Source organism: Gordonia sp. VNK21, from assembly GCF_046098115.1.
In the GTDB taxonomy this organism is placed as follows: domain Bacteria; phylum Actinomycetota; class Actinomycetes; order Mycobacteriales; family Mycobacteriaceae; genus Gordonia.
In genome coordinates this window covers 6,019-23,326 of the sequence record NZ_JBJURU010000009.1, presented here as the reverse complement: position 1 = coordinate 23,326, position 17,308 = coordinate 6,019, and the positions used below count along the sequence as shown (strand labels likewise).

Here is a 17,308-nt window from a genome sequence, read left to right as displayed (position 1 = left end):
GCGGCCGGCACAACGCCAAACGCGGCCCGAGCAGCCGGCGGCTGATGTGGTACGGCCTGATCGGCCTGGTGGTGATCATCGCGCTGATCGTGGCGATCGTCGGCTTCAAGGAGCTCGGCATCGGCAAGCGGACCTACTCGGCCGACTTCGCCCAGGCGGGCGGCATCCGGCCCGGCGACAAGGTGCGCGTGGCCGGCGTGGACGTCGGCGAGGTCTCCGGCACGGAACTGGCCGGCGACCACGTCACCATCACCATGCGGGTGAACGACGACGTGAAGGTCACCGACACCGGGTCCGCCGAGATCAAGATGTCCACGCTGCTCGGTCAGCGCTTCATCGACCTCGAACTCGGTGACGGCGCCCACGAGGCGCCCAACGGCACGATCGAGGAGACCCGGGTGCCCTACGACCTGCAGCAGACACTCGCCAAGGGCACCCCGATCCTGGCCGGCATCGACGACGAGGAACTGGCCGCCAGCATCACCTCGCTCAACAAGCAGCTGCAGGGCGCCCCGGCGATCGCCGCGCCGACCCTCGACGCGCTCACGGACATGGCCGACGTGCTCAACAACCGGACCGATCAGGTCAACCAGCTGATCAAGGACACCCAGGCGATCACCGATCAGGTCAACGCCAGCCAGCAGCAGCTGTCGGTGATCGTGGGGCAGGGTTCGCAGCTGGCCGGGAAGATCACCGCCCGCGAACAACTGGTCACCCGGCTGCTCGACGGGGTCGCGGAGATGACCGAGCAGGCCACCGCCCTGGCCGCGGAGAACCGGAATCAGTTCGCGCCGGTGATGGCCAACCTGAACACCATCACCCAGGGTCTGGAGAAGAACCGGGACAACCTGCGCAACCTGCTCGACATCCTGCCGATCACCGCCCGCACGGTGGTCAACCTGACCGGCGACGGTCCGTACGCCACCGGTTATCTGCCGTGGGGCATCTTCCCCGACAACTGGCTCTGCCTGGCCCGGGTGGTGGACGGATGCTGAATCGACTGTTCTCCCGCCGGCGGTCCGGCCGCCGCGGCGTGCCGGCGGCGATCGCGCTGATCACCGCGGCCGTGCTCGGCCTCAGCGGCTGCTCGCTGCTCCCGGACAGCTGGCAGGTCACCTTCGGCCAGGCCGAGAAGTACACGGCCTACTTCGACCGGGCGCCGGGCCTGTACGCCGGCAACGACATCGCGATCCTCGGCATGCCGGTGGGCCGGGTGCTGTCGATCACGCCGGAGGCCACCCGGGTCAAGGTGGAGTTCAGCGTCGACGACGACATCACCCTGCCCAAGGATGTTACGGCGGCGATCGTCAACACCTCCATCGTCACCACCCGGCACATCGAGCTCACGCCGGTGTATCAGGGCGGCGAGAAGCTCTCGCCGGGCGGTACGGTGACCGACACCAAGGCGCCGGTGGAGCTCGACACCCTGTTCGACTCGATCGACTCGCTGGTGGAGAACCTGTCCGGCGACGCCCCCGGCGAAGGTCCGCTGGCCGACTTCGTCGACATCAGCTCCGGTATCGCGGACGGCAACGGGCAGCGGATGAAGGATGCACTCGCCGCGCTGGCCGCGGCCGGCCGCACCACCGCCGACAACGGCGATGCCCTGGCGCAGATCATCAAGGCGACTAGCTCGCTGACCACCGCGCTGACCGACAACTATCCGAAGATGCTGTCGTTCTCGAACTCGATCACCCGGGTGGCCGAGATGCTCGGCGACCAGGCACCGGGTCTGGACGCGACGCTGGCCAACGTGAACACCACCCTGGCCAACACCGCCGAGTTCCTGCAGGCCAACTCCGGGACGCTCGGCGACGCGACCGGGCGGCTCTCCTCGCTGATCGAGAACCTGTCCGACTACTCACGGCAGGTCGTCGAGACCATCGACCTGGGGCCGCTGCTGTTCCAGAACCTCACCAACTCCGTCTCCGCCGAGCAGGGCGCTTGGCGTGCCCAAGTGCTGCTGGACAAGTCGCTGCTCGACAACGAGATGGTCAACCGCTTCTGCGAGGCGATCAACCTGCAGAAGAACGGCTGCCGCACCGGTCAGCTCGCCGACTTCGGCCCCGATCTGGGCGTCTACTCATCGCTGCTGAGGTTGATGGAGAAATGATCGGCACCAAGAGACTCGCCGCCGCCGCCGTCGCGCTGGCCACCACGATCAGCCTGACGGCCTGCGGTGCCGTGCCCGGCATCACCGTCGAGCAGATCCCGCTGCCCGCGCCGGGCGACATCGGCGACTCGGTCTCGATCAAGGCCGAGTTCGAGAACGCCCTGAATCTGCCCGGCCAGGCCAAGGTTCGGCTCGGCGGCACCGATGTGGGCGAGGTGACCGACATCGCGGTCAAGAACTACCGCGCCATCGTCACGATGAACGTGTCCAAGAAGGTGCAGATCCCGTTGAACTCGAATGCGGAACTGCGCCAGGCGACTCCGCTCGGCGACGTCTTCGTCGCCCTGCTGCCGCCGGCCGAGAACGCCGCGGTGCCGGCCCGCGACGGGCAGACCCTCACCGGCGACGGATCGGCCGCGGCCACGGTCGAGGATCTGCTGGTGAGCATCACCGCGCAGGTCGACTCCGGCTCGGTGGGCTCGCTGCAGCGGATCATGACCGAACTGAGCACGGCGGTCTCCGGCAACTCCACCGAACTGGCCGGTACCATCACCGGTTTCACCGAGGCGATCGACAAGTTCAACAAGAACGCGGCCGAGGTGGATCAGGCGATGGCCACCACCGCCGAGCTCACCGGGGAGCTCTCCGACGGCCGCGCCCAGATCGCGGCGAGCATCAACAAGCTTCCGCCGGCGATCGACGCGGTGAACAATCAGATGCAGTCGATCCTGGACACGTTGGACAAGACCAATACGGTCACCGCCGCGACCAGTGACTTCCTCAAGACCGGCAAGTCGGATCTGATCGAATTGTTCACCCACCTCAACGAGCTGCTGGTGGCGCTCGACACGACCGCACCCAAGCTCGGACCGATGATGGACCGGCTGGTCACCCTGGTGCCCAAGTGGGTCAAGTCGACCTCGGGCAGTGCGGCCACGGTGTCGGGCAAGCTCTACTGGCTCACCCCCGGCGCCGGCTTCGACTCGGCCTCGCGGCTGCCGGAGCTGACCGACGTCGACAACGCCTCGGAGAGTCTGCAGCAGACCCTCACCACGCTGCTGGCGAGGCTCACCGCGAGCGGGGGTGCGCGCTGATGGCCTGGCTGCGTAAACACCACATCCTGCTCGGCAACATCGCCCTGTTCCTGGTGATGCTGCTCGGGCTGGCGTGGCTGGCGTTCGGCTCGCTCGGCTGGCGGCCGTGGCAGAGCCGCTACGAGGTGACGGTCAAGTTCCCGATCTCCGGCGGCCTGCAGGAGACCTCCAAGGTCACCCTGCGCGGGGTGGAGATCGGCGACGTCGAATCGCTGAAGGTGACCGCACACACCGTCGACGTCCGGCTCAGCCTCGACAAGCAGTACAAGATCAACAAGAACGCCACCTTCTCGGCGCTTGCGCTGTCCGGTGCCGGCGAGCAGTTCGTCGACGTCGTGCCCGAGACCGCGGACGGACCGTATCTGCGCAACGGCGACGTCATCGAGCCGGTGCAGACCAAGCACACGGTGCCGTTCTCGGACATGCTGCAGGCGAGCATGGAGGTGATCGCCCAGGTCGACACCGGCAAACTCAGCGGCGCGCTCGACGAACTGACCATCGCGCTCAACGATCAGGGCCCCAACCAGTTGCGGACCCTGTTCAACGCGGCCGGCACGGTCTTCGCGGATCTGTACAAGGTGATGCCGCAGACCACCTCGCTGATTCAGGACGCGGGCACCATCTTCAAGACCACCGCGCAGGTGCAGCCGGACTTCTCGCGGCTGGTCGGCGGGGTGAGCAGCCTGGTCGACGGCGCCACCGCGGCCGATGCCGAACTGCGCACCCTGCTGGGCACCGGTCCCGGGCGGCTGACCAGCCTGGCCGGCTCGGTGGACACCATCACCGACCCGATCACCGACGTGATGGGCCAGCTCATCGACATCGGCAGGCAGGGCGCGCTGCGGGCTCCGGCCCTGGCCGAGCTGCTGCCGTCGGTGCGCGACGGTTCGGCGGCCGCACAGAACATGTTCCATCACGGGGCCTGGTGGGCGCTCGGATCGATCTTCCCGCGCCCGTACTGCAACTACCCGGTCACCCCGACCCGGCCCACGGTGATCCAGGAGGCCTCGGTGCCCACCAACCTGTACTGTGTGCAGGCCGATCCGGATCTGCTCCGGCGCGGTGCGGCGATGGCTCCGCGCCCGGAGGGGGACGACACGGCGGGGCCGCCGGCGGACTACGATCCGAACGGACGCACGGTTCCGCTGAACTGAGGCCGGCGCCCGGCGACGGTGTCGCCGCGCGTGGGACTCCGATCAATTCGACGACGAAGGACGTATGAGCAAGGATTCGAAGGCTGCCGGCGACCGCGACGACGACCTGGACGAGCAGGAGACAGGCGACGAGCAGGACACCGTGGACGATCAGGACACCGTGGACGAGCCGGATGCCGGTGAGGCGGACGGCGCGGCCGCCGGCCGGACACCCGGCCGGCTCGGCCGGACCGGCGCCGTCGACCGCAAACGTGCGGCCCGGGCCGCGGTCGCCGACCGTGACGATCAGCCGTCGCGGGGACTGCACCTGACGATCACCTGGAAGGGTCTGCTGACCACTCTGCTGTCGCTGGTGCTGATCGCGGCACTGGTGCTGCTCGGCGTCGGCGGCTGGAAGTACCACCAGAAGGACCAGCAGCTCGCCGCCTTCGACGCGGCCAAATCCACGGCGACGAAGTTCACCGAGGTCTACTTCACCGAGATGCTCAGCCCCAAGGCCGACGTCGACGCCTTCCAGGCCAAGGTGGCGCCGATGACCACCGGCAAGGCGCGCGAGCGCGTCGAACAGGACGCGAAGCAGATGGTGAGCGTCACCAAGGAGGCCGGGATCCAGAACGTCACCGTCGACGTCACCGCGGCCACCGTCGAGTCCTTCGATGCCGACAAGGCCACCACAGTGGTCTCGGCCAAGGTGACCGGCACCAGCCCGACCGCCCCGCAGGGCGGCTCCAATGTCTTCCTGCTGCAGGTGGGCGTGATCAAGAAGGACGGCTCCTGGCTGGTCTCCGAGATCAACGTGATGCCCGGTATGGAGGCGCAGGGCAGTGGCGACGGAGCCGTGCCCGACGCCGCGCAACCGCAGCCGCAGCCCGGCGGCTGAGCCGGGGCGGCCCGTGCACTCAGCCGGTGACGGCCTCGAGGATCGCGGTGGGCCGGTCGCCGAACAGTGCGTCCCCGGTCACCGCGCCGCGGTGGACGTCGCCGGTTGCGGCATCGCGCCAGTCGCCGGGCGGCAGGTCCAGCAGCACCAGGGTGCGCTCTTCGCCGGGCGGCAGCGACCGGCTCATCCGCAGCACCGCCAGCACCACCTCGGCGGGGCCGCCGGCCCGGCCGCGCGCGAAGGCCAGCAGGTGGGTGGCGTACCGGCCGCGGGAGGTCAGCGGCCGGTAGTCCCCTGCGGTGCCGAAGCAGTCGGCGTGCCGGCGCCGTACGGCCAGGGCCTGCCGGATCAGCTGTGCCTCGGGCCCGTCGGCGGGCCGGCTGTAATCCACGGGACGCCGGTTGTCCGGGTCGCCCAGCGACAGATCCTGCCACTGCGAGCCCTGGTACAGATCGCCCACGCCGGGACCGAGCAACAGCACCGCCCGCCGGGCCAGGCCCTCGGCGCGGGCCACCGGGGCGATGATGTCGACGAAGGCCCGGATCAGGTCGGCGTTCGGCCCGGTCAGCAGGCCGTCGAGCCAGGCCAGCACCGCCTGCTCGGCCACCGGATCCGGATCGCGCCAGCTGCTGAGCACCCCGGCGTGCCGGACGGTGATGCGTGCCGAATCGGCGAGCCGGTCCCTCAGCCGGGTGTCCGGCAGACCACTGTCCGGCCAGACGCCGACGACGTTCTGCAGCAGCAGATAGCCGGTGCCGTCGTCCGGCGGCGACTGCCGTCGCCAGAGCGTGTCGACCAGCACCTGCCAGCGCTGCGGCACCTGGGCCAGAACGGCGATCCGGGCGCGGGTGTCCCCGCTGCGTTTGGTGTCGTGCGAACTCAGGGTGCTCAGTGAGAGCGGATGCCGGCGTGCCCGCAGCCCGCTGCGCTCATGGAACTCGCTGCGCGCGATCGACGGGATGCGCGGTGTGGCGCCGAGCTCCTGGCTCGAGACCAGTCGGGCGGTGCGGTGGAAACCGGTGTCCTCGATGGCCTTCGCCGCCACCGCCGCGGTCAGCTCGCTGACCCGGAACAGGGCCTCGGGGGAGCGCTGCGGCTCGCGGAAGACGGCGGTGAGCGCGTCCAGGCCGGCCTTCGCCGAGGGCAGATCTGCGGTGAGCGCGGCCAGTGCGGCCAGGGCCTGACCCCGCAGCGCCGGATAATCCGGACGGTTGACCGGGCAGGCGATGACGAACGCGGCGATCGCATGCTCGACCGCGTACAGCGGGACGTCGGGGGCGGTGGCAGACAGCGACAGACTGGCCCAGCGCAGCCGGGTGGCGAAATAGCCCCGCAGGGTCTCCTCGCGCAGACTGCGGCCCTGGGCGGCCAGGGCATCACCGTCGCCGGGTATGCCGGTCACCGAGCGGTACACCTCGTCGAGCTCGACCACCCCGGGGGCGGGGGTGAAGACCCCCTCGATGAGTCCGAGCTGGTCGTAGCCGGTGGTCCCGTCGACCGGCAGCTCCGGATCGAGCACCTCTGAGTCGGTCAGCGACTTCTCCACGTAGAGCAGCCGGTGCGGGCCGATCAGCTCGCGCAGCCGCCGCACATAGTGCACCGGCTCGCGCAGACCGTCGAGGTGGTCCACCCGGACGCCGTCGACGAGGTCCTCGTCGATCAGCTCGCGCAGCCACCCGTGGGTGGCGCCGAAGACCTCGGGGTCCTCCTGGCGCAGTGCCGCCAGCGTGCCGATGTCGACGAAGCGCCGGTAGCTCATCGCCTTGCTGTCCGAGCGCACCAGCCGGTAGTGCTGGCGCTCGTGCACCGCCCGCGGATCGTCGCCGGGGGCGGCGGTGCCCGGGGCGGTGGGCAGCACCCACTCATGGAGGTGCAGGTTGCCGTCGTCGTCGAGCCGGAGCGCCTCGAGATCGCCGGCGTCGTGCAGGTAGGGCAGCGCGATCACCGTGCCGCCCTGCTCGAGGACCACCGGATGCAGGTCGAAGTAGTGGGCGTACCGGGATCCGAATCCGTCCCGCAGGACGGCGCGCCACCACGGATTGCGCAGCGGCTGCGCCACACCGAGATGGTTGGGCACCAGATCCAGGATCAGACCGATCCCGCGGCCGCGGGCGTGTTCGCGGAGCAGCCGCAGCCCGTCGAGTCCGCCGAGGCGTTCGGCGATCCGCGGCGGCGGCAGCCAGTCGTAGCCGTGGTTGCTGCCCGGCACCGCTTCGAGGACGGGGGACAGGTACAGGTGGCTGATGCCCAGGCCGGCGAGGTCGTCGAGGATTCCGGCGACCTCGGCGAAGGTGAAATCGTCGGTCAGCTGCACCCGGTAGGTGGCGACGGGTTCGGCCGGAATGGTGGGCATCGGAATCCTGCGGTCGGCGGGGTCGGCGGTGGAGACAGCGTGCGCCGCGACGGGTCTGCGGATCGATCCTATCGGCCCGCGGCCGACGCCGCGGGTCAGCGCCGGGCGGCGGCCAGACTCCGGGCGCCGTCGACGATGACGGCGAGCGCCTGGGTGAACTCCTCGGTGAAGTCCCGGCCGGACGGGCCGGTCACACCGAGCCGCTCCATCTGGGCGCGGGTCTGCTCCTCGATGGTCAGGCCGATGGTCAGCCGGCAGATCGCGGTGGCCACGCCGTGCGCGGCCGGCGGCGGCAGCCCGCCGTCGGCCGCGACGGCGGCCACGGTCGCGGTCAGGTCGCTGTGCGAGAGGCCCGACGCCCAGGCCGAGGACACCACTTCGGCGCTGTCGGGCAGGGAGAGCAGGGTCGAGCGCAGGTTGGTCGCGGCGGCGGTGAGGCGTTGGTCCCAGGCGCCGTCGGCGGGGATCTGCACGGCATCGAGCAGATCGTCGGCCAGCGCGGCGAGCATCGTCTGCTTGTCCGGGAAGTGCCAGTACAGCGCGTTGGGGCGGACGCCGAGCTCGGTGGCCAGGCGCCGCATGGACAGGTCCGCGAGGCTGTGCTGGGCGAGGATGCCGCGGGCGGCGGCGAGGACGTCGGCCGGAGTGTGTGCCACGCCCGACACCTTATACGGCGCGATCACCGTCCTGGACACCGTCCAGTAATCCTGTACGGTGTTCAGGACCAGCCCCGCGGAGGTGACGACGATGGACGCAGCCCAGATCAGCCGGATCGATGCCGAGCACATCTGGCATCCCTACGGCGCCTTCCCGGCGAGCACCCCGCCGCTGGTCGTCGACTCCTGCGCCGGCACCCGGCTGCGGCTGGCCGACGGCACCGAACTGATCGACGGCATGAGCTCCTGGTGGGCGGCGGTGCACGGCTACGCCCACCCGCGGCTGGACGCCGCCGCGACCGGTCAGCTCGAGCGGATGGCGCATGTGATGTTCGGCGGCCTCACCCACGCCCCGGCCGCCGAGCTCGCGCAGCGCCTGGTGGCCGTGACCCCGGAACCTCTGCAGAAGGTCTTCTTCGCCGACTCCGGCTCGGTCGCCGTCGAGGTCGCGGTGAAGACGGCCATCCAGTACCAGCGCAGCCTGGGACGGCCCGAGCGCCACCGGCTGCTCACCTGGCGCGGCGGCTACCACGGCGACACCTTCGCTCCGATGAGCGTCTGCGACCCGGACGGCGGCATGCACGCCCTCTGGCGCGGGGTGCTCGCCGAACAGATCTTCGTGCCCGCCCCGCCGGCCGTCGAGGACCACGACTACGTCGCGATGCTCGAACGCGAAGTGGCCGCCCACGCGGGCGAGCTCGCCGCGGTGATCGTCGAACCGGTGGTCCAGGGCGCCGGCGGCATGCGCTTCCATCCGCCCCGGCTGATCGCCGAATTGCGGCGCATCTGCGACGACCACCAGGTGCTGCTCATCTGCGACGAGATCGCCACCGGCTTCGGCCGCACCGGCGAATACTTCGCCGTCGAGCACGCCGGCGTCGCCCCGGACATCCTGTGTCTGGGCAAAGCCCTCACCGGCGGCTACCTGACGCTCGCGGCCACCCTCACCACCTCCCGCATCGCCGAGGTGATCAGCGCGGGTGAGGCCGGCGGACTGGCCCACGGCCCCACGTTCATGGCCAACCCGCTGGCCTGCGCGGTGGCCTGCGCCTCGCTGGATCTGCTGGCGGAGGGGCACTGGCGGCACCAGGTGCCGGCGATCGGCGCACAGCTCGCGGCCGGGCTCGCGCCGCTGGCCGGCCTGGACGGGGTGCGCGAGGTGCGCACCCTCGGCGCGATCGGGGTGGTCGAACTCGACCGGGAGGTGGACATGGCGGCGGCCACGACCGCGGCGACGGCGAGGGGCGTCTGGCTGCGGCCCTTCCGCAATCTCGTCTACACCATGCCGCCCTACATCTGTACGGCCGACGAGATCGGCGCCGTCACCGACGCGATCGGCGCCGCCGTCCGTGCCTGCCTGACCGCCACCGCGCCGCAGGCGGTGAACGCGTGACCGCCGCACAGACCCGGATCGGCGCGGCCGGTCCGCTGCCGGTCGATCCGCTCGGCTGGCTCGACGCCGCCGCCGCGCGGATCGACGACGCCGGACTGCACCGCGATCCGGTGGTCCGGCCGGCCGGGGACGAGCGCATCAACCTCGCCTCCAACGACTACCTGGGGCTGTCCACGCATCCCGCGGTGATCGACGGCGCTGCGGCTGCGGCCCGGCGGTGGGGCGCCGGCGCCACCTCGTCACGGCTGGTCGTCGGCAGCACTGCGGCGCACACCGACTTCGAGGACGATCTGGCCGAGTTCCTGGGCACCGAGGCGGCGCTGGTCTTCTCCTCCGGATACCTGGCCAACGTCGGCGCCGTCACGGCGCTGGCCGGCCGCGGCGACCTGATCGTCAGCGACACCGGTGCCCACGCCTCCCTGATCGACGGCTGCCGGCTCTCCCGGGCCCGCGTGGTGGTGGTCGAGCGCGGCGACACCGAGGCCGTGCGCGCCGCGCTGGCTGCGCGGACCGAACGGCGGGCGCTGGTGGTCACCGACTCGATCTACAGCATCGACGGCCGGATCGCCCCGATCGGCGGCCTGTACGCCGCCGCGACCGAGCACGGGGCCGCCCTGCTGGTGGACGAAGCGCACGCGCTCGGGGTCCGCGGTCCCGGAGGACGGGGCGTCGTGGCCGAGTCCGGACTGTCCGGCGCGCCCGGGCTGGTAGTGACCACGGTGGCCTCGAAGTCGCTGGGCGCCCAGGGTGGCATCGTCGCCGGCAGCGCCGTGCTGCGCCGGTACCTGATCGACACCGCCCGGCCGTTCATCTTCGACACCGGGCTGGCCCCGGCCGCGGTGGGCGGCGCGCACGCCGCCCTGCAGGTGCTGCGCGACGACCCGCAGCTCCCGCAGCGGCTGCGCGAGAACGCGCGCACCTTCGCCGCCGCGGTGGGTGCACCGATGCCCGAATCCGCCGTGGTCTCGCTGATCGTCGGCGAGCCGGAGGCGGCCGTGGCCGCCGCCGCGCACTGCCGCGACCGCGGACTGCTCGTCGGCTGCTTCCGGCCGCCGTCGGTGCCGGCCGGCACCTCACGGCTGCGGGTGACCGTCCGTGCCGACCTGGACGCGGCGACGCTGCGTTCGGTGGCGGGCATCGTCGGCGAGGCCCTGGCCGCGGTGGGGGCGCGATGAGCGCGCGCCGTCCGGGGTCCGTCGTGGTGATCACCGGCACCTCCACCGACGTCGGCAAGACCGTCGCCACCGCGGCCCTGGCCGCCGCCGCCCGCTCCCGCGGCGCGGCGGTGGCCGTCGTCAAACCCGCACAGACCGGGGTGGCCCCCGGCGAGCCCGGAGACCTGGCGCAGGTGCGGCGGCTGGCCGGCGAGATCACCACGGTCGAACTGATCCGCTACCGCGAGCCCCTGGCCCCTGAGACCGCGGCCCGGCGCAGCGGTGACCGCGTCCTGACCCTGGCGGAGATCACCGCCGCCGTCGAGCGGCTGCGCGCCGACCACGACCTGGTGCTGATCGAGGGCGCCGGCGGCGTGCTGGTGCGGCTGGCGCCGGACCTGACGATCTGCGAACCCGCCCGCGCCCTCGGCGCACCGGTCCTGGTGGTCGCCGATCCCGGACTGGGCAGCCTCAACCACACCGAACTGACCGTCCGGGCGCTGCGGACGGCGGGCTGCCGGCCCGCCGGACTGGTGATCGGACGCTGGCCCGACGTCCCCGACCTCGCGACGGCGTGCAATCGCGACGACCTGCCGCGGCTCACCGGCGTGCCGGTGCTCGCCGCCCTGCCCGACGGCTGCGGCGCCGCCGAGCCGGCCGCCTTCCGGGCGGCTGCACCGCACTGGTGGCGCCCGGAGACCGGCCGGCTGCTCGGCGACCGGGACTCCGAGGCGCCACCGCCACCCGAACTGTCAGCCCCACCGATCGATCCGGCCGAGACGGCCCGAAACCCGCAGGAGATTCCGACGTGACCACGACGACCACCGATCGCACCCCCGCCGACCTGGGCGGCGACCCGAACGACATCCTCGCGATCGCCCGCGAGCAGGTGCTCGAGCGCGGCGAGCCGCTCGGCCGGGACCAGGTGCTGGCCGTGCTGCGGCTGCCCGACGACCGCCTCGAAGAGCTCCTCGCACTGGCCCACGACGTCCGGATGCGCTGGTGCGGACCGGAGGTGGAGGTCGAAGGCATCATCTCGCTCAAGACCGGCGGCTGCCCGGAGGACTGCCACTTCTGCAGCCAGTCCGGACTGTTCGCCTCACCGGTGCGCAGCGCCTGGATCGACATCCCGTCGCTGGTGGAGGCCGCGAAGCAGACCGCGAAGACCGGGGCCACCGAATTCTGCATCGTCGCCGCCGTCCGCGGACCGGACGCGCGGCTGATGAGCCAGGTGGCCGCGGGCATCGAGGCCATCCGCAACGAGGTGGACATCCAGATCGCCTGCAGTCTGGGCATGCTCACTCAGGAGCAGGTCGACGAGCTCGCCGCGATGGGCGTGCACCGCTACAACCACAATCTCGAGACCGCCCGCAGTCACTTCCCGAACGTGGTCACCACGCACACCTACGAGGAACGCTGGGACACCCTCAGCATGGTGCGGGCCGCCGGGATGGAGGTCTGCTGCGGCGGCATCCTGGGCATGGGGGAGACCCTCGAGCAGCGCGCCGAGTTCGCCGCCGACCTGGCGCTGCTCGAACCCGACGAGGTCCCGCTCAACTTCCTCAACCCGCGGCCGGGCACCCCGTTCGGCGATCTGGACGTGCTGCCGGCCGCCGAGGCGCTCAAGGCGGTGGCGGCCTTCCGGCTGGCGCTGCCGCGCACCATTCTGCGGTTCGCGGGCGGCCGGGAGATCACCCTGGGCGACCTGGGCGCCCAGCAGGGCATCCTCGGCGGCATCAACGCCGTCATCGTCGGCAACTACCTGACCACCTTGGGGCGGCCGGCCGAACAGGACCTGGATCTGCTCGAGGATCTGTCCATGCCGATCAAGGCGCTCAATGACACCATCTGACCGGGCGGCGCCGGAGCCGGTGGCGGCGGGTTCGCCGGTACCGGGGGCGGCGGGCAGGTCCCGGGGCAATCCGCTGCTGCAGGCCGAGCCGGTGCCCGGTCCGCTGCAGCCGCCGCTGCGCTACGGCGTCTACACCGGCCTGGAGCTGGAGGTACAGGATCCGGCGGCGGTGCCCACCGCGGCCCGGCTCGGGCTCGAACCGCCGCGCTACTGCGGCCGGTGCGGCCGCCGGATGGTGGTGCAGGTGCGGCCCGACGGCTGGACTGCGCGCTGTTCGCGGCACGGCACCGTCGATTCGACCGAACTCGACCGGCGCTGAGCCTCGTCGCCGAACTACAGTGGGCGTGAGTCCGGGGCACGCGTTCGTTCCGTCCGCGTCCCCGTCGTCCGTCCCGCCGAGTGGAGATCCGACCGCCGATGACCGATCCGAGTCCGTACCCGCCGATTCAGCCCTCGCCGGAGTCACCGCCGGCGGGCACCTCGGCGCCGGAGCCCGCCGCCGCGGTCGCCGATGTGCGGCGCACCGCGCTGGTGGTGGCCGGACTGCTGATCCTCGGCGTCCTCGGCGGCGTGACCTGGGCGTTCACCGCGCCGACCACGCAGATCACGGTCACCGACCAGATCGTCGGCTTCACCCAGGAACAGTCCGCAGGCCTGTTCGGCGCCGTTGCTGTCTTCGTCTTCGTCTCCGCGGTCCTCGGGCTGCTGGTGGGGCTGCTGGTGTGGTTCCTGCTGCCGCGCAGCCGCGGCCTGTCGGGTCTGCTGTACGCGGTGGTCGCCGCCGTCGCGGTCAGCGCGATCGCCATGGAGGTGGGGCGGCGCATCGCCTCGGCCCGGTACGAGGTGGACCGGCACACGCCCGGCGTGTACGACACGCTCGGCGACATCTGGCTCGACGGCGCCCGCCTCGGTGACCTGCCGGCTCCGTGGCTGCTGCTGATCTGCGCGCCCGGACTCGCCGCTCTCGTCTACTTCTTCCTGGTGTCCGCGAAGTCCGATCCCGATCTGGGCCGCGGTGATCTGCCCGAGCCGGCCGACCGCGGCCCGGTGTACGTCCCGGGTTCGATGCCGCCGGTGCTCGGCCCGCCGCCCTCCGGTCCGTCGGCCGTGGGCGGGCCCGGTGCGGATCCGCAGCAGCCCGGACCGGGCCCGCACCCGTGAACGGTCAGGGCGGCGGGCGCAGCGTGGCGAATTCGTCGGTGACGACCAGCTCGTCGTCGGCGAAGGTGTAGAGCGCGGGCGGGCGGCCGCCGGCCCGGCCGGTGCGGCCGACGGTGCCGGTGGCCACCACCACGCCGCGCCGGGAGAGCACCCGCAGCAGATTCGTCGAGTCGACCGGATAGCCCAGGGCGGCGCCGTAGATCTCGGAGAGCTCGCTCATCGCGAACCGCGCGGGGGCCAGCGCGAAGGCCAGATTCGTGTAGGAGAGCTTGCCGGCCAGCCGGGAGCGGCCCAGTGCCACCACCTCGGCGTGGTCGTAGATCAGTCCGGGCAGGTGGTCCACGTCGAACCAGGCGGCCCGGGCGCCCTCGGGGGAGCCGGTGAACTCGGCCGGCACATCGCGCGGCACCAGCCCCAGATACGAGGAGGCGATGGTGCGGGTGACCGGGACCCGGTCCGGATCGGAGAGCACCGACAGCTGCTCGAGGTGGGCCACCCGGGTCAGTCCGCATTGGCTGCCCAGGTGGCGTCGCGCCGCCGCGGCCAGGTTCTCGCGCTCGCCGGGCGCTCCGCCGGGCAGCCGCCAGCTCTCACCGCCGTCGGCGCCCACCAGCAGTACGTGCAGGGTGGCCGGGCCCTCGTCGGGTTCGCGTACCTGAAAGACCGCGCTGAGCACCTCGACAGCAATGGACGTCGGCATGACAGTCGAGTTTAGGGTATGGCCCCTCGCGCGCGGCCGGTGCCGGGCGGGCCGCGGGGCGGCCGGGAATGGCCGCCGAATGGACGGTGTTACCATGGCGAACAGTTTTCGATCATTGGTCGAAAACCCCTCCGGGGCCAGCCCGCTCCCGGAGACCTTGTGATGGGAGTGCAGTCGCCATGACGACAACCGTGACCACCGAGCCGACCGGCATCACCCGGACCGTGACCGATCTGGGCATGGCCGATCCGCGAACCAGTATCCCGCCCGCCTTCGGCGGCGTGGAGGCGACCCCGGAATGGGCCGACGAGATCAAGCGGCTCGCCGCGGCGCGCAACGCGGTCATCCTGGCGCACAACTACCAGCTGCCGGCCATCCAGGACGTCGCCGATCACTGCGGCGACTCGCTGGCGCTGTCCCGGATCGCCGCCGAGGTGGACGCCGACGAGATCATCTTCTGCGGTGTGCACTTCATGGCCGAGACCGCCAAGATCCTCAGCCCGGACAAGCGGGTGCTGATCCCCGACGAGCGGGCCGGCTGCTCGCTGGCCGACTCGATCACCGCCGACGAGCTGCGCGAATGGAAGGCCGACTTCCCCGACGCGCTGGTGGTCTCGTACGTCAACACCACCGCCGAGGTCAAAGGCCTGACCGATATCTGCTGCACCTCGTCGAACGCGGTGGACGTGGTGGCCTCGATCGACCCGGATCGCGAGGTGCTGTTCCTGCCCGACCAGTTCCTCGGTGCGCACGTCAAACGCGAACTGGGCCGGGACAACATCCACATCTGGGCCGGCGAATGCCACGTGCACGCGGGCATCAACGGCGACGAGCTGACCGCCCAGAGCGACAGCCACCCGGATGCGGATCTGTTCATCCACCCGGAGTGCGGCTGCGCCACCTCGGCGCTGTACCTGGCCGGCGAGGGCGCGGTGCCCGAGGACAAGGTGAAGATCCTCTCGACCGGCGGCATGATCGACGCCGCCCGCGCCACCAGGGCCAGTCAGGTGCTGGTGGCCACCGAGGTGGGCATGCTGCACCAGCTGCGCAAGGCCGCCCCGGACGTCGACTTCCAGCCGGTCAATTCGCGGGCCGCCTGCCCGTACATGAAGATGATCACCCCGGCCGCGCTGCAGCGCTGCCTCACCGAGGGCAAGGACGAGGTGCACGTGGCCGCGGACGTGGCCGAACGCGCCCGCAAGTCCGTCGAGCGGATGATCGCCATCGGCAATCCCGGCGGCGGGGAGTGACGCCGGTGGGCGACGGCTTCGTCGGTCAGTCCGGTCCCGCGGCGGAGCTGGACTTCGCCGAGAGCGAGGAACTGCGCTCGCTGATCCTCACCGCGCTCGACGAGGACCTGCGCTACGGGCCGGACATCACCACTCTGGCGACGGTGCCGGCCGAGACCGTGGCCCAGGCCCGGATCGTCAGCCGCCGGCCCGGCGTGATCGCCGGGCTGCCGGTGGTCCGCGCCGTCTTCGATGCGGTGATCGGAGCGGACAACTACGCGGTCACCGAGCAGATCGCCGACGGCGACCCGGTGGTGCCGGGACAGACTGTGCTGGCCGTGCGGGCGCCGGCCGTCTCGCTGCTCACCGCGGAGCGGACCGCACTGAACCTGCTCTGTCATCTGTCGGGTATCGCCACCGAGACCGCCCGCTGGGTGGCCGCGGTGGAGGGGACCGGTGCGCAGATCAGGGATTCGAGGAAGACCCTGCCGGGACTGCGGTTCCTGCAGAAGTATGCGGTCCGCGCGGGTGGCGGCGTGAACCATCGCATGGGTCTGGGCGACGCCGCCCTCATCAAGGACAACCATGTGGCCGCCGCCGGAGGGGTGGCGACGGCCTTGGAGTCGGTGCGGGCGGCGGCCCCGGATCTGCCGGTGGAGGTGGAGGTGGATTCGCTGGCCCAGTTCGACGAGGTGCTGGCGCTGGATCCGCAGCTGGTGCTGCTCGACAACTTCGAGCCGTGGGAGACCCAGATGGCGGTCCAGCGCCGGGACAGCCGCAATCCCGGCACCAAGCTGGAGTCGTCGGGCGGGCTGAGTCTGGACATGGCTCTGGACTATGCGCGCACCGGCGTCGATTACCTGGCGGTCGGCGCCCTCACCCATTCGGTCACCGCCCTGGATCTCGGCCTGGACTGGTGAGTCGGGGAGCTGCGGCAACGTCGTCACCGGGACGCCGCTGCGCGGCTACCATCGGGCCATGAGGCTGCTGACCCCGGTCGATCACGCCCTGCTGCGCATGGAGTCGCCGCGCACGCCCATGCACATCGGCGCTCTGGCGATCTTCCGGCTGCCGCCGGGCGCACCGCACGACTTCGTCCGGCAGGTCTACCGCGCCTTCTCCGCCCTGGCCTTTCTGCCCTTCCCGTACGACAGCAGGCTCGCCGGTCTGCCGCTCGCCGACGCCGCGTACTGGAAGAAGACCGAACCCGATCCCACCTACCACGTCCGGCTCGATGCACTGCCCTCACCGGGTGGGGAGGCCGAGCTCGGTGCGCTGGTCGAACGCCTGCATTCGCGGCCACTCGACCTGACCCGGCCGCTGTGGGAGGCGCATGTGATCGAAGGGCTCGAGAACGATCGTTTCGCCTTCTACTTCAAGGCCCACCATTGTGCGACCGACGGCGGCGCCGCCGTCGAGACCATCAAATCGTGGCTGAGCACCGACCCGGAGGCCGGGCCCACCACCGGTGGGGAGGTCGACACCAGCGGTGACCTCAGCCTGCTGCAGCGGCTGACGATTCTACTCCAGTGGCGACCACAGCTGGAGGGGTGGCCACCACCCGGGCCG

Annotated in this window: 17 protein-coding genes; 14 read left to right on the top strand and 3 right to left on the bottom strand. The window is 71.4% G+C overall.

The genetic code is table 11. The features are described from left to right. Positions 1-44: 44 nt before the first annotated feature. From ACJMNC_RS11075 to ACJMNC_RS11055, 5 genes are all read left to right on the top strand, one after another. Positions 45-995: an MCE family protein gene (locus ACJMNC_RS11075; RefSeq protein WP_408948173.1), complete on the top strand. Its 951-nt coding sequence runs from the start codon at positions 45-47 to the stop codon at positions 993-995. Then, a complete protein-coding gene (locus tag ACJMNC_RS11070) occupies positions 989-2,113 on the top strand; it encodes an MlaD family protein (protein WP_408948012.1) in 1,125 nt (374 codons plus the stop codon). The genes ACJMNC_RS11075 and ACJMNC_RS11070 overlap by 7 nt, the downstream gene beginning before the upstream one ends. Next, positions 2,110-3,207 (top strand): MlaD family protein, encoded by a 1,098-nt coding sequence (locus ACJMNC_RS11065; protein WP_408948011.1) that lies wholly within the window; start codon positions 2,110-2,112, stop codon positions 3,205-3,207. The genes ACJMNC_RS11070 and ACJMNC_RS11065 overlap by 4 nt, the downstream gene beginning before the upstream one ends. After that, positions 3,207-4,361 carry an MlaD family protein gene (locus tag ACJMNC_RS11060; RefSeq protein ID WP_408948010.1) on the top strand — a complete coding sequence of 385 codons (1,155 nt, stop codon included), beginning with the start codon at positions 3,207-3,209 and terminating at the stop codon, positions 4,359-4,361. The genes ACJMNC_RS11065 and ACJMNC_RS11060 overlap by 1 nt, the downstream gene beginning before the upstream one ends. Before the next feature lie 64 nt (positions 4,362-4,425). Then, positions 4,426-5,241 carry a hypothetical protein gene (locus tag ACJMNC_RS11055; RefSeq protein ID WP_408948009.1) on the top strand — a complete coding sequence of 272 codons (816 nt, stop codon included), beginning with the start codon at positions 4,426-4,428 and terminating at the stop codon, positions 5,239-5,241. Positions 5,242-5,260: 19 nt separating this feature from the next. Here ACJMNC_RS11055 and treY read toward each other — a convergent pair whose 3' ends face one another. Both treY and ACJMNC_RS11045 read right to left on the bottom strand, forming a co-directional pair. Continuing rightward, on the bottom strand, positions 5,261-7,594 hold the full coding sequence (treY, locus tag ACJMNC_RS11050; protein ID WP_408948008.1) for a malto-oligosyltrehalose synthase: 2,334 nt from the start codon (positions 7,592-7,594) through the stop codon (positions 5,261-5,263). Between the two features lie 95 nt (positions 7,595-7,689). Next, entirely contained in the window at positions 7,690-8,250 is a 561-nt protein-coding gene (locus tag ACJMNC_RS11045; protein WP_408948007.1) for a TetR/AcrR family transcriptional regulator, read from the bottom strand. 91 nt (positions 8,251-8,341) lie between these two features. On the opposite strand from ACJMNC_RS11045, the gene ACJMNC_RS11040 reads away from it, so the two are divergent. The 6 genes from ACJMNC_RS11040 to ACJMNC_RS11015 all read left to right on the top strand — a co-directional run bounded on the left by ACJMNC_RS11040 (position 8,342) and on the right by ACJMNC_RS11015 (position 13,810). Next, positions 8,342-9,643 (top strand): adenosylmethionine--8-amino-7-oxononanoate transaminase, encoded by a 1,302-nt coding sequence (locus ACJMNC_RS11040; protein ID WP_408948006.1) that lies wholly within the window; start codon positions 8,342-8,344, stop codon positions 9,641-9,643. Then, entirely contained in the window at positions 9,640-10,818 is a 1,179-nt protein-coding gene (locus ACJMNC_RS11035) for an 8-amino-7-oxononanoate synthase (protein ID WP_408948005.1), read from the top strand. Before ACJMNC_RS11040 ends, ACJMNC_RS11035 begins: the two co-directional genes overlap by 4 nt. Beyond that, positions 10,815-11,609, top strand: coding sequence for a dethiobiotin synthase (bioD, locus tag ACJMNC_RS11030; protein WP_408948004.1), 795 nt, complete (start codon positions 10,815-10,817; stop codon positions 11,607-11,609). Before ACJMNC_RS11035 ends, bioD begins: the two co-directional genes overlap by 4 nt. Beyond that, a complete protein-coding gene (gene bioB, locus ACJMNC_RS11025) occupies positions 11,606-12,649 on the top strand; it encodes a biotin synthase BioB (RefSeq protein ID WP_408948003.1) in 1,044 nt (347 codons plus the stop codon). Before bioD ends, bioB begins: the two co-directional genes overlap by 4 nt. 76 nt (positions 12,650-12,725) lie before the next feature. After that, positions 12,726-12,968: a hypothetical protein gene (locus ACJMNC_RS11020; RefSeq protein WP_408948172.1), complete on the top strand. Its 243-nt coding sequence runs from the start codon at positions 12,726-12,728 to the stop codon at positions 12,966-12,968. Positions 12,969-13,066: 98 nt separating this feature from the next. Next, on the top strand, positions 13,067-13,810 hold the full coding sequence (locus ACJMNC_RS11015; protein WP_408948002.1) for a DUF2567 domain-containing protein: 744 nt from the start codon (positions 13,067-13,069) through the stop codon (positions 13,808-13,810). Between the two features lie 4 nt (positions 13,811-13,814). Here ACJMNC_RS11015 and ACJMNC_RS11010 read toward each other — a convergent pair whose 3' ends face one another. Further along, the gene (locus ACJMNC_RS11010; protein WP_408948001.1) at positions 13,815-14,510 is read right to left on the bottom strand and encodes an NUDIX hydrolase; all 696 of its coding nucleotides are present in this window, start codon (positions 14,508-14,510) and stop codon (positions 13,815-13,817) included. A gap of 239 nt (positions 14,511-14,749) precedes the next feature. Here ACJMNC_RS11010 and nadA point away from each other — a divergent pair, with 239 nt between their 5' ends. The 3 genes from nadA to ACJMNC_RS10995 all read left to right on the top strand — a co-directional run. After that, the gene (gene nadA, locus ACJMNC_RS11005; RefSeq protein WP_408948171.1) at positions 14,750-15,760 is read left to right on the top strand and encodes a quinolinate synthase NadA; all 1,011 of its coding nucleotides are present in this window, start codon (positions 14,750-14,752) and stop codon (positions 15,758-15,760) included. A gap of 5 nt (positions 15,761-15,765) precedes the next feature. Further along, complete coding sequence (gene nadC / locus ACJMNC_RS11000; protein WP_408948000.1) at positions 15,766-16,659, top strand: carboxylating nicotinate-nucleotide diphosphorylase; 894 nt, start codon at positions 15,766-15,768, stop codon at positions 16,657-16,659. A gap of 58 nt (positions 16,660-16,717) precedes the next feature. Continuing rightward, positions 16,718-17,308, top strand: a 591-nt coding sequence (locus ACJMNC_RS10995) for a wax ester/triacylglycerol synthase domain-containing protein (RefSeq protein ID WP_408947999.1), incomplete at its 3' end; no start/stop codon positions are given.

Bases quoted from the DNA above. Each gene is read 5' to 3' on its own strand.
- nadA (WP_408948171.1), top strand. From the start codon at position 14,750: ATGGCCGATCCGCGAACCAGTATCCCGCCCGCCTTCGGCGGCGTGGAG.
- bioD (WP_408948004.1), top strand. From the start codon at position 10,815: ATGAGCGCGCGCCGTCCGGGGTCCGTCGTGGTGATCACCGGCACCTCC.
- ACJMNC_RS11040 (WP_408948006.1), top strand. From the start codon at position 8,342: ATGGACGCAGCCCAGATCAGCCGGATCGATGCCGAGCACATCTGGCAT.
- ACJMNC_RS11055 (WP_408948009.1), top strand. From the start codon at position 4,426: ATGAGCAAGGATTCGAAGGCTGCCGGCGACCGCGACGACGACCTGGAC.
- ACJMNC_RS11065 (WP_408948011.1), top strand. From the start codon at position 2,110: ATGATCGGCACCAAGAGACTCGCCGCCGCCGCCGTCGCGCTGGCCACC.
- ACJMNC_RS11010 (WP_408948001.1), bottom strand. From the start codon at position 14,510: ATGCCGACGTCCATTGCTGTCGAGGTGCTCAGCGCGGTCTTTCAGGTA.
- ACJMNC_RS11070 (WP_408948012.1), top strand. From the start codon at position 989: ATGCTGAATCGACTGTTCTCCCGCCGGCGGTCCGGCCGCCGCGGCGTG.
- treY (WP_408948008.1), bottom strand. From the start codon at position 7,594: ATGCCCACCATTCCGGCCGAACCCGTCGCCACCTACCGGGTGCAGCTG.
- ACJMNC_RS11075 (WP_408948173.1), top strand. From the start codon at position 45: ATGTGGTACGGCCTGATCGGCCTGGTGGTGATCATCGCGCTGATCGTG.
- ACJMNC_RS11015 (WP_408948002.1), top strand. From the start codon at position 13,067: ATGACCGATCCGAGTCCGTACCCGCCGATTCAGCCCTCGCCGGAGTCA.
- ACJMNC_RS11060 (WP_408948010.1), top strand. From the start codon at position 3,207: ATGGCCTGGCTGCGTAAACACCACATCCTGCTCGGCAACATCGCCCTG.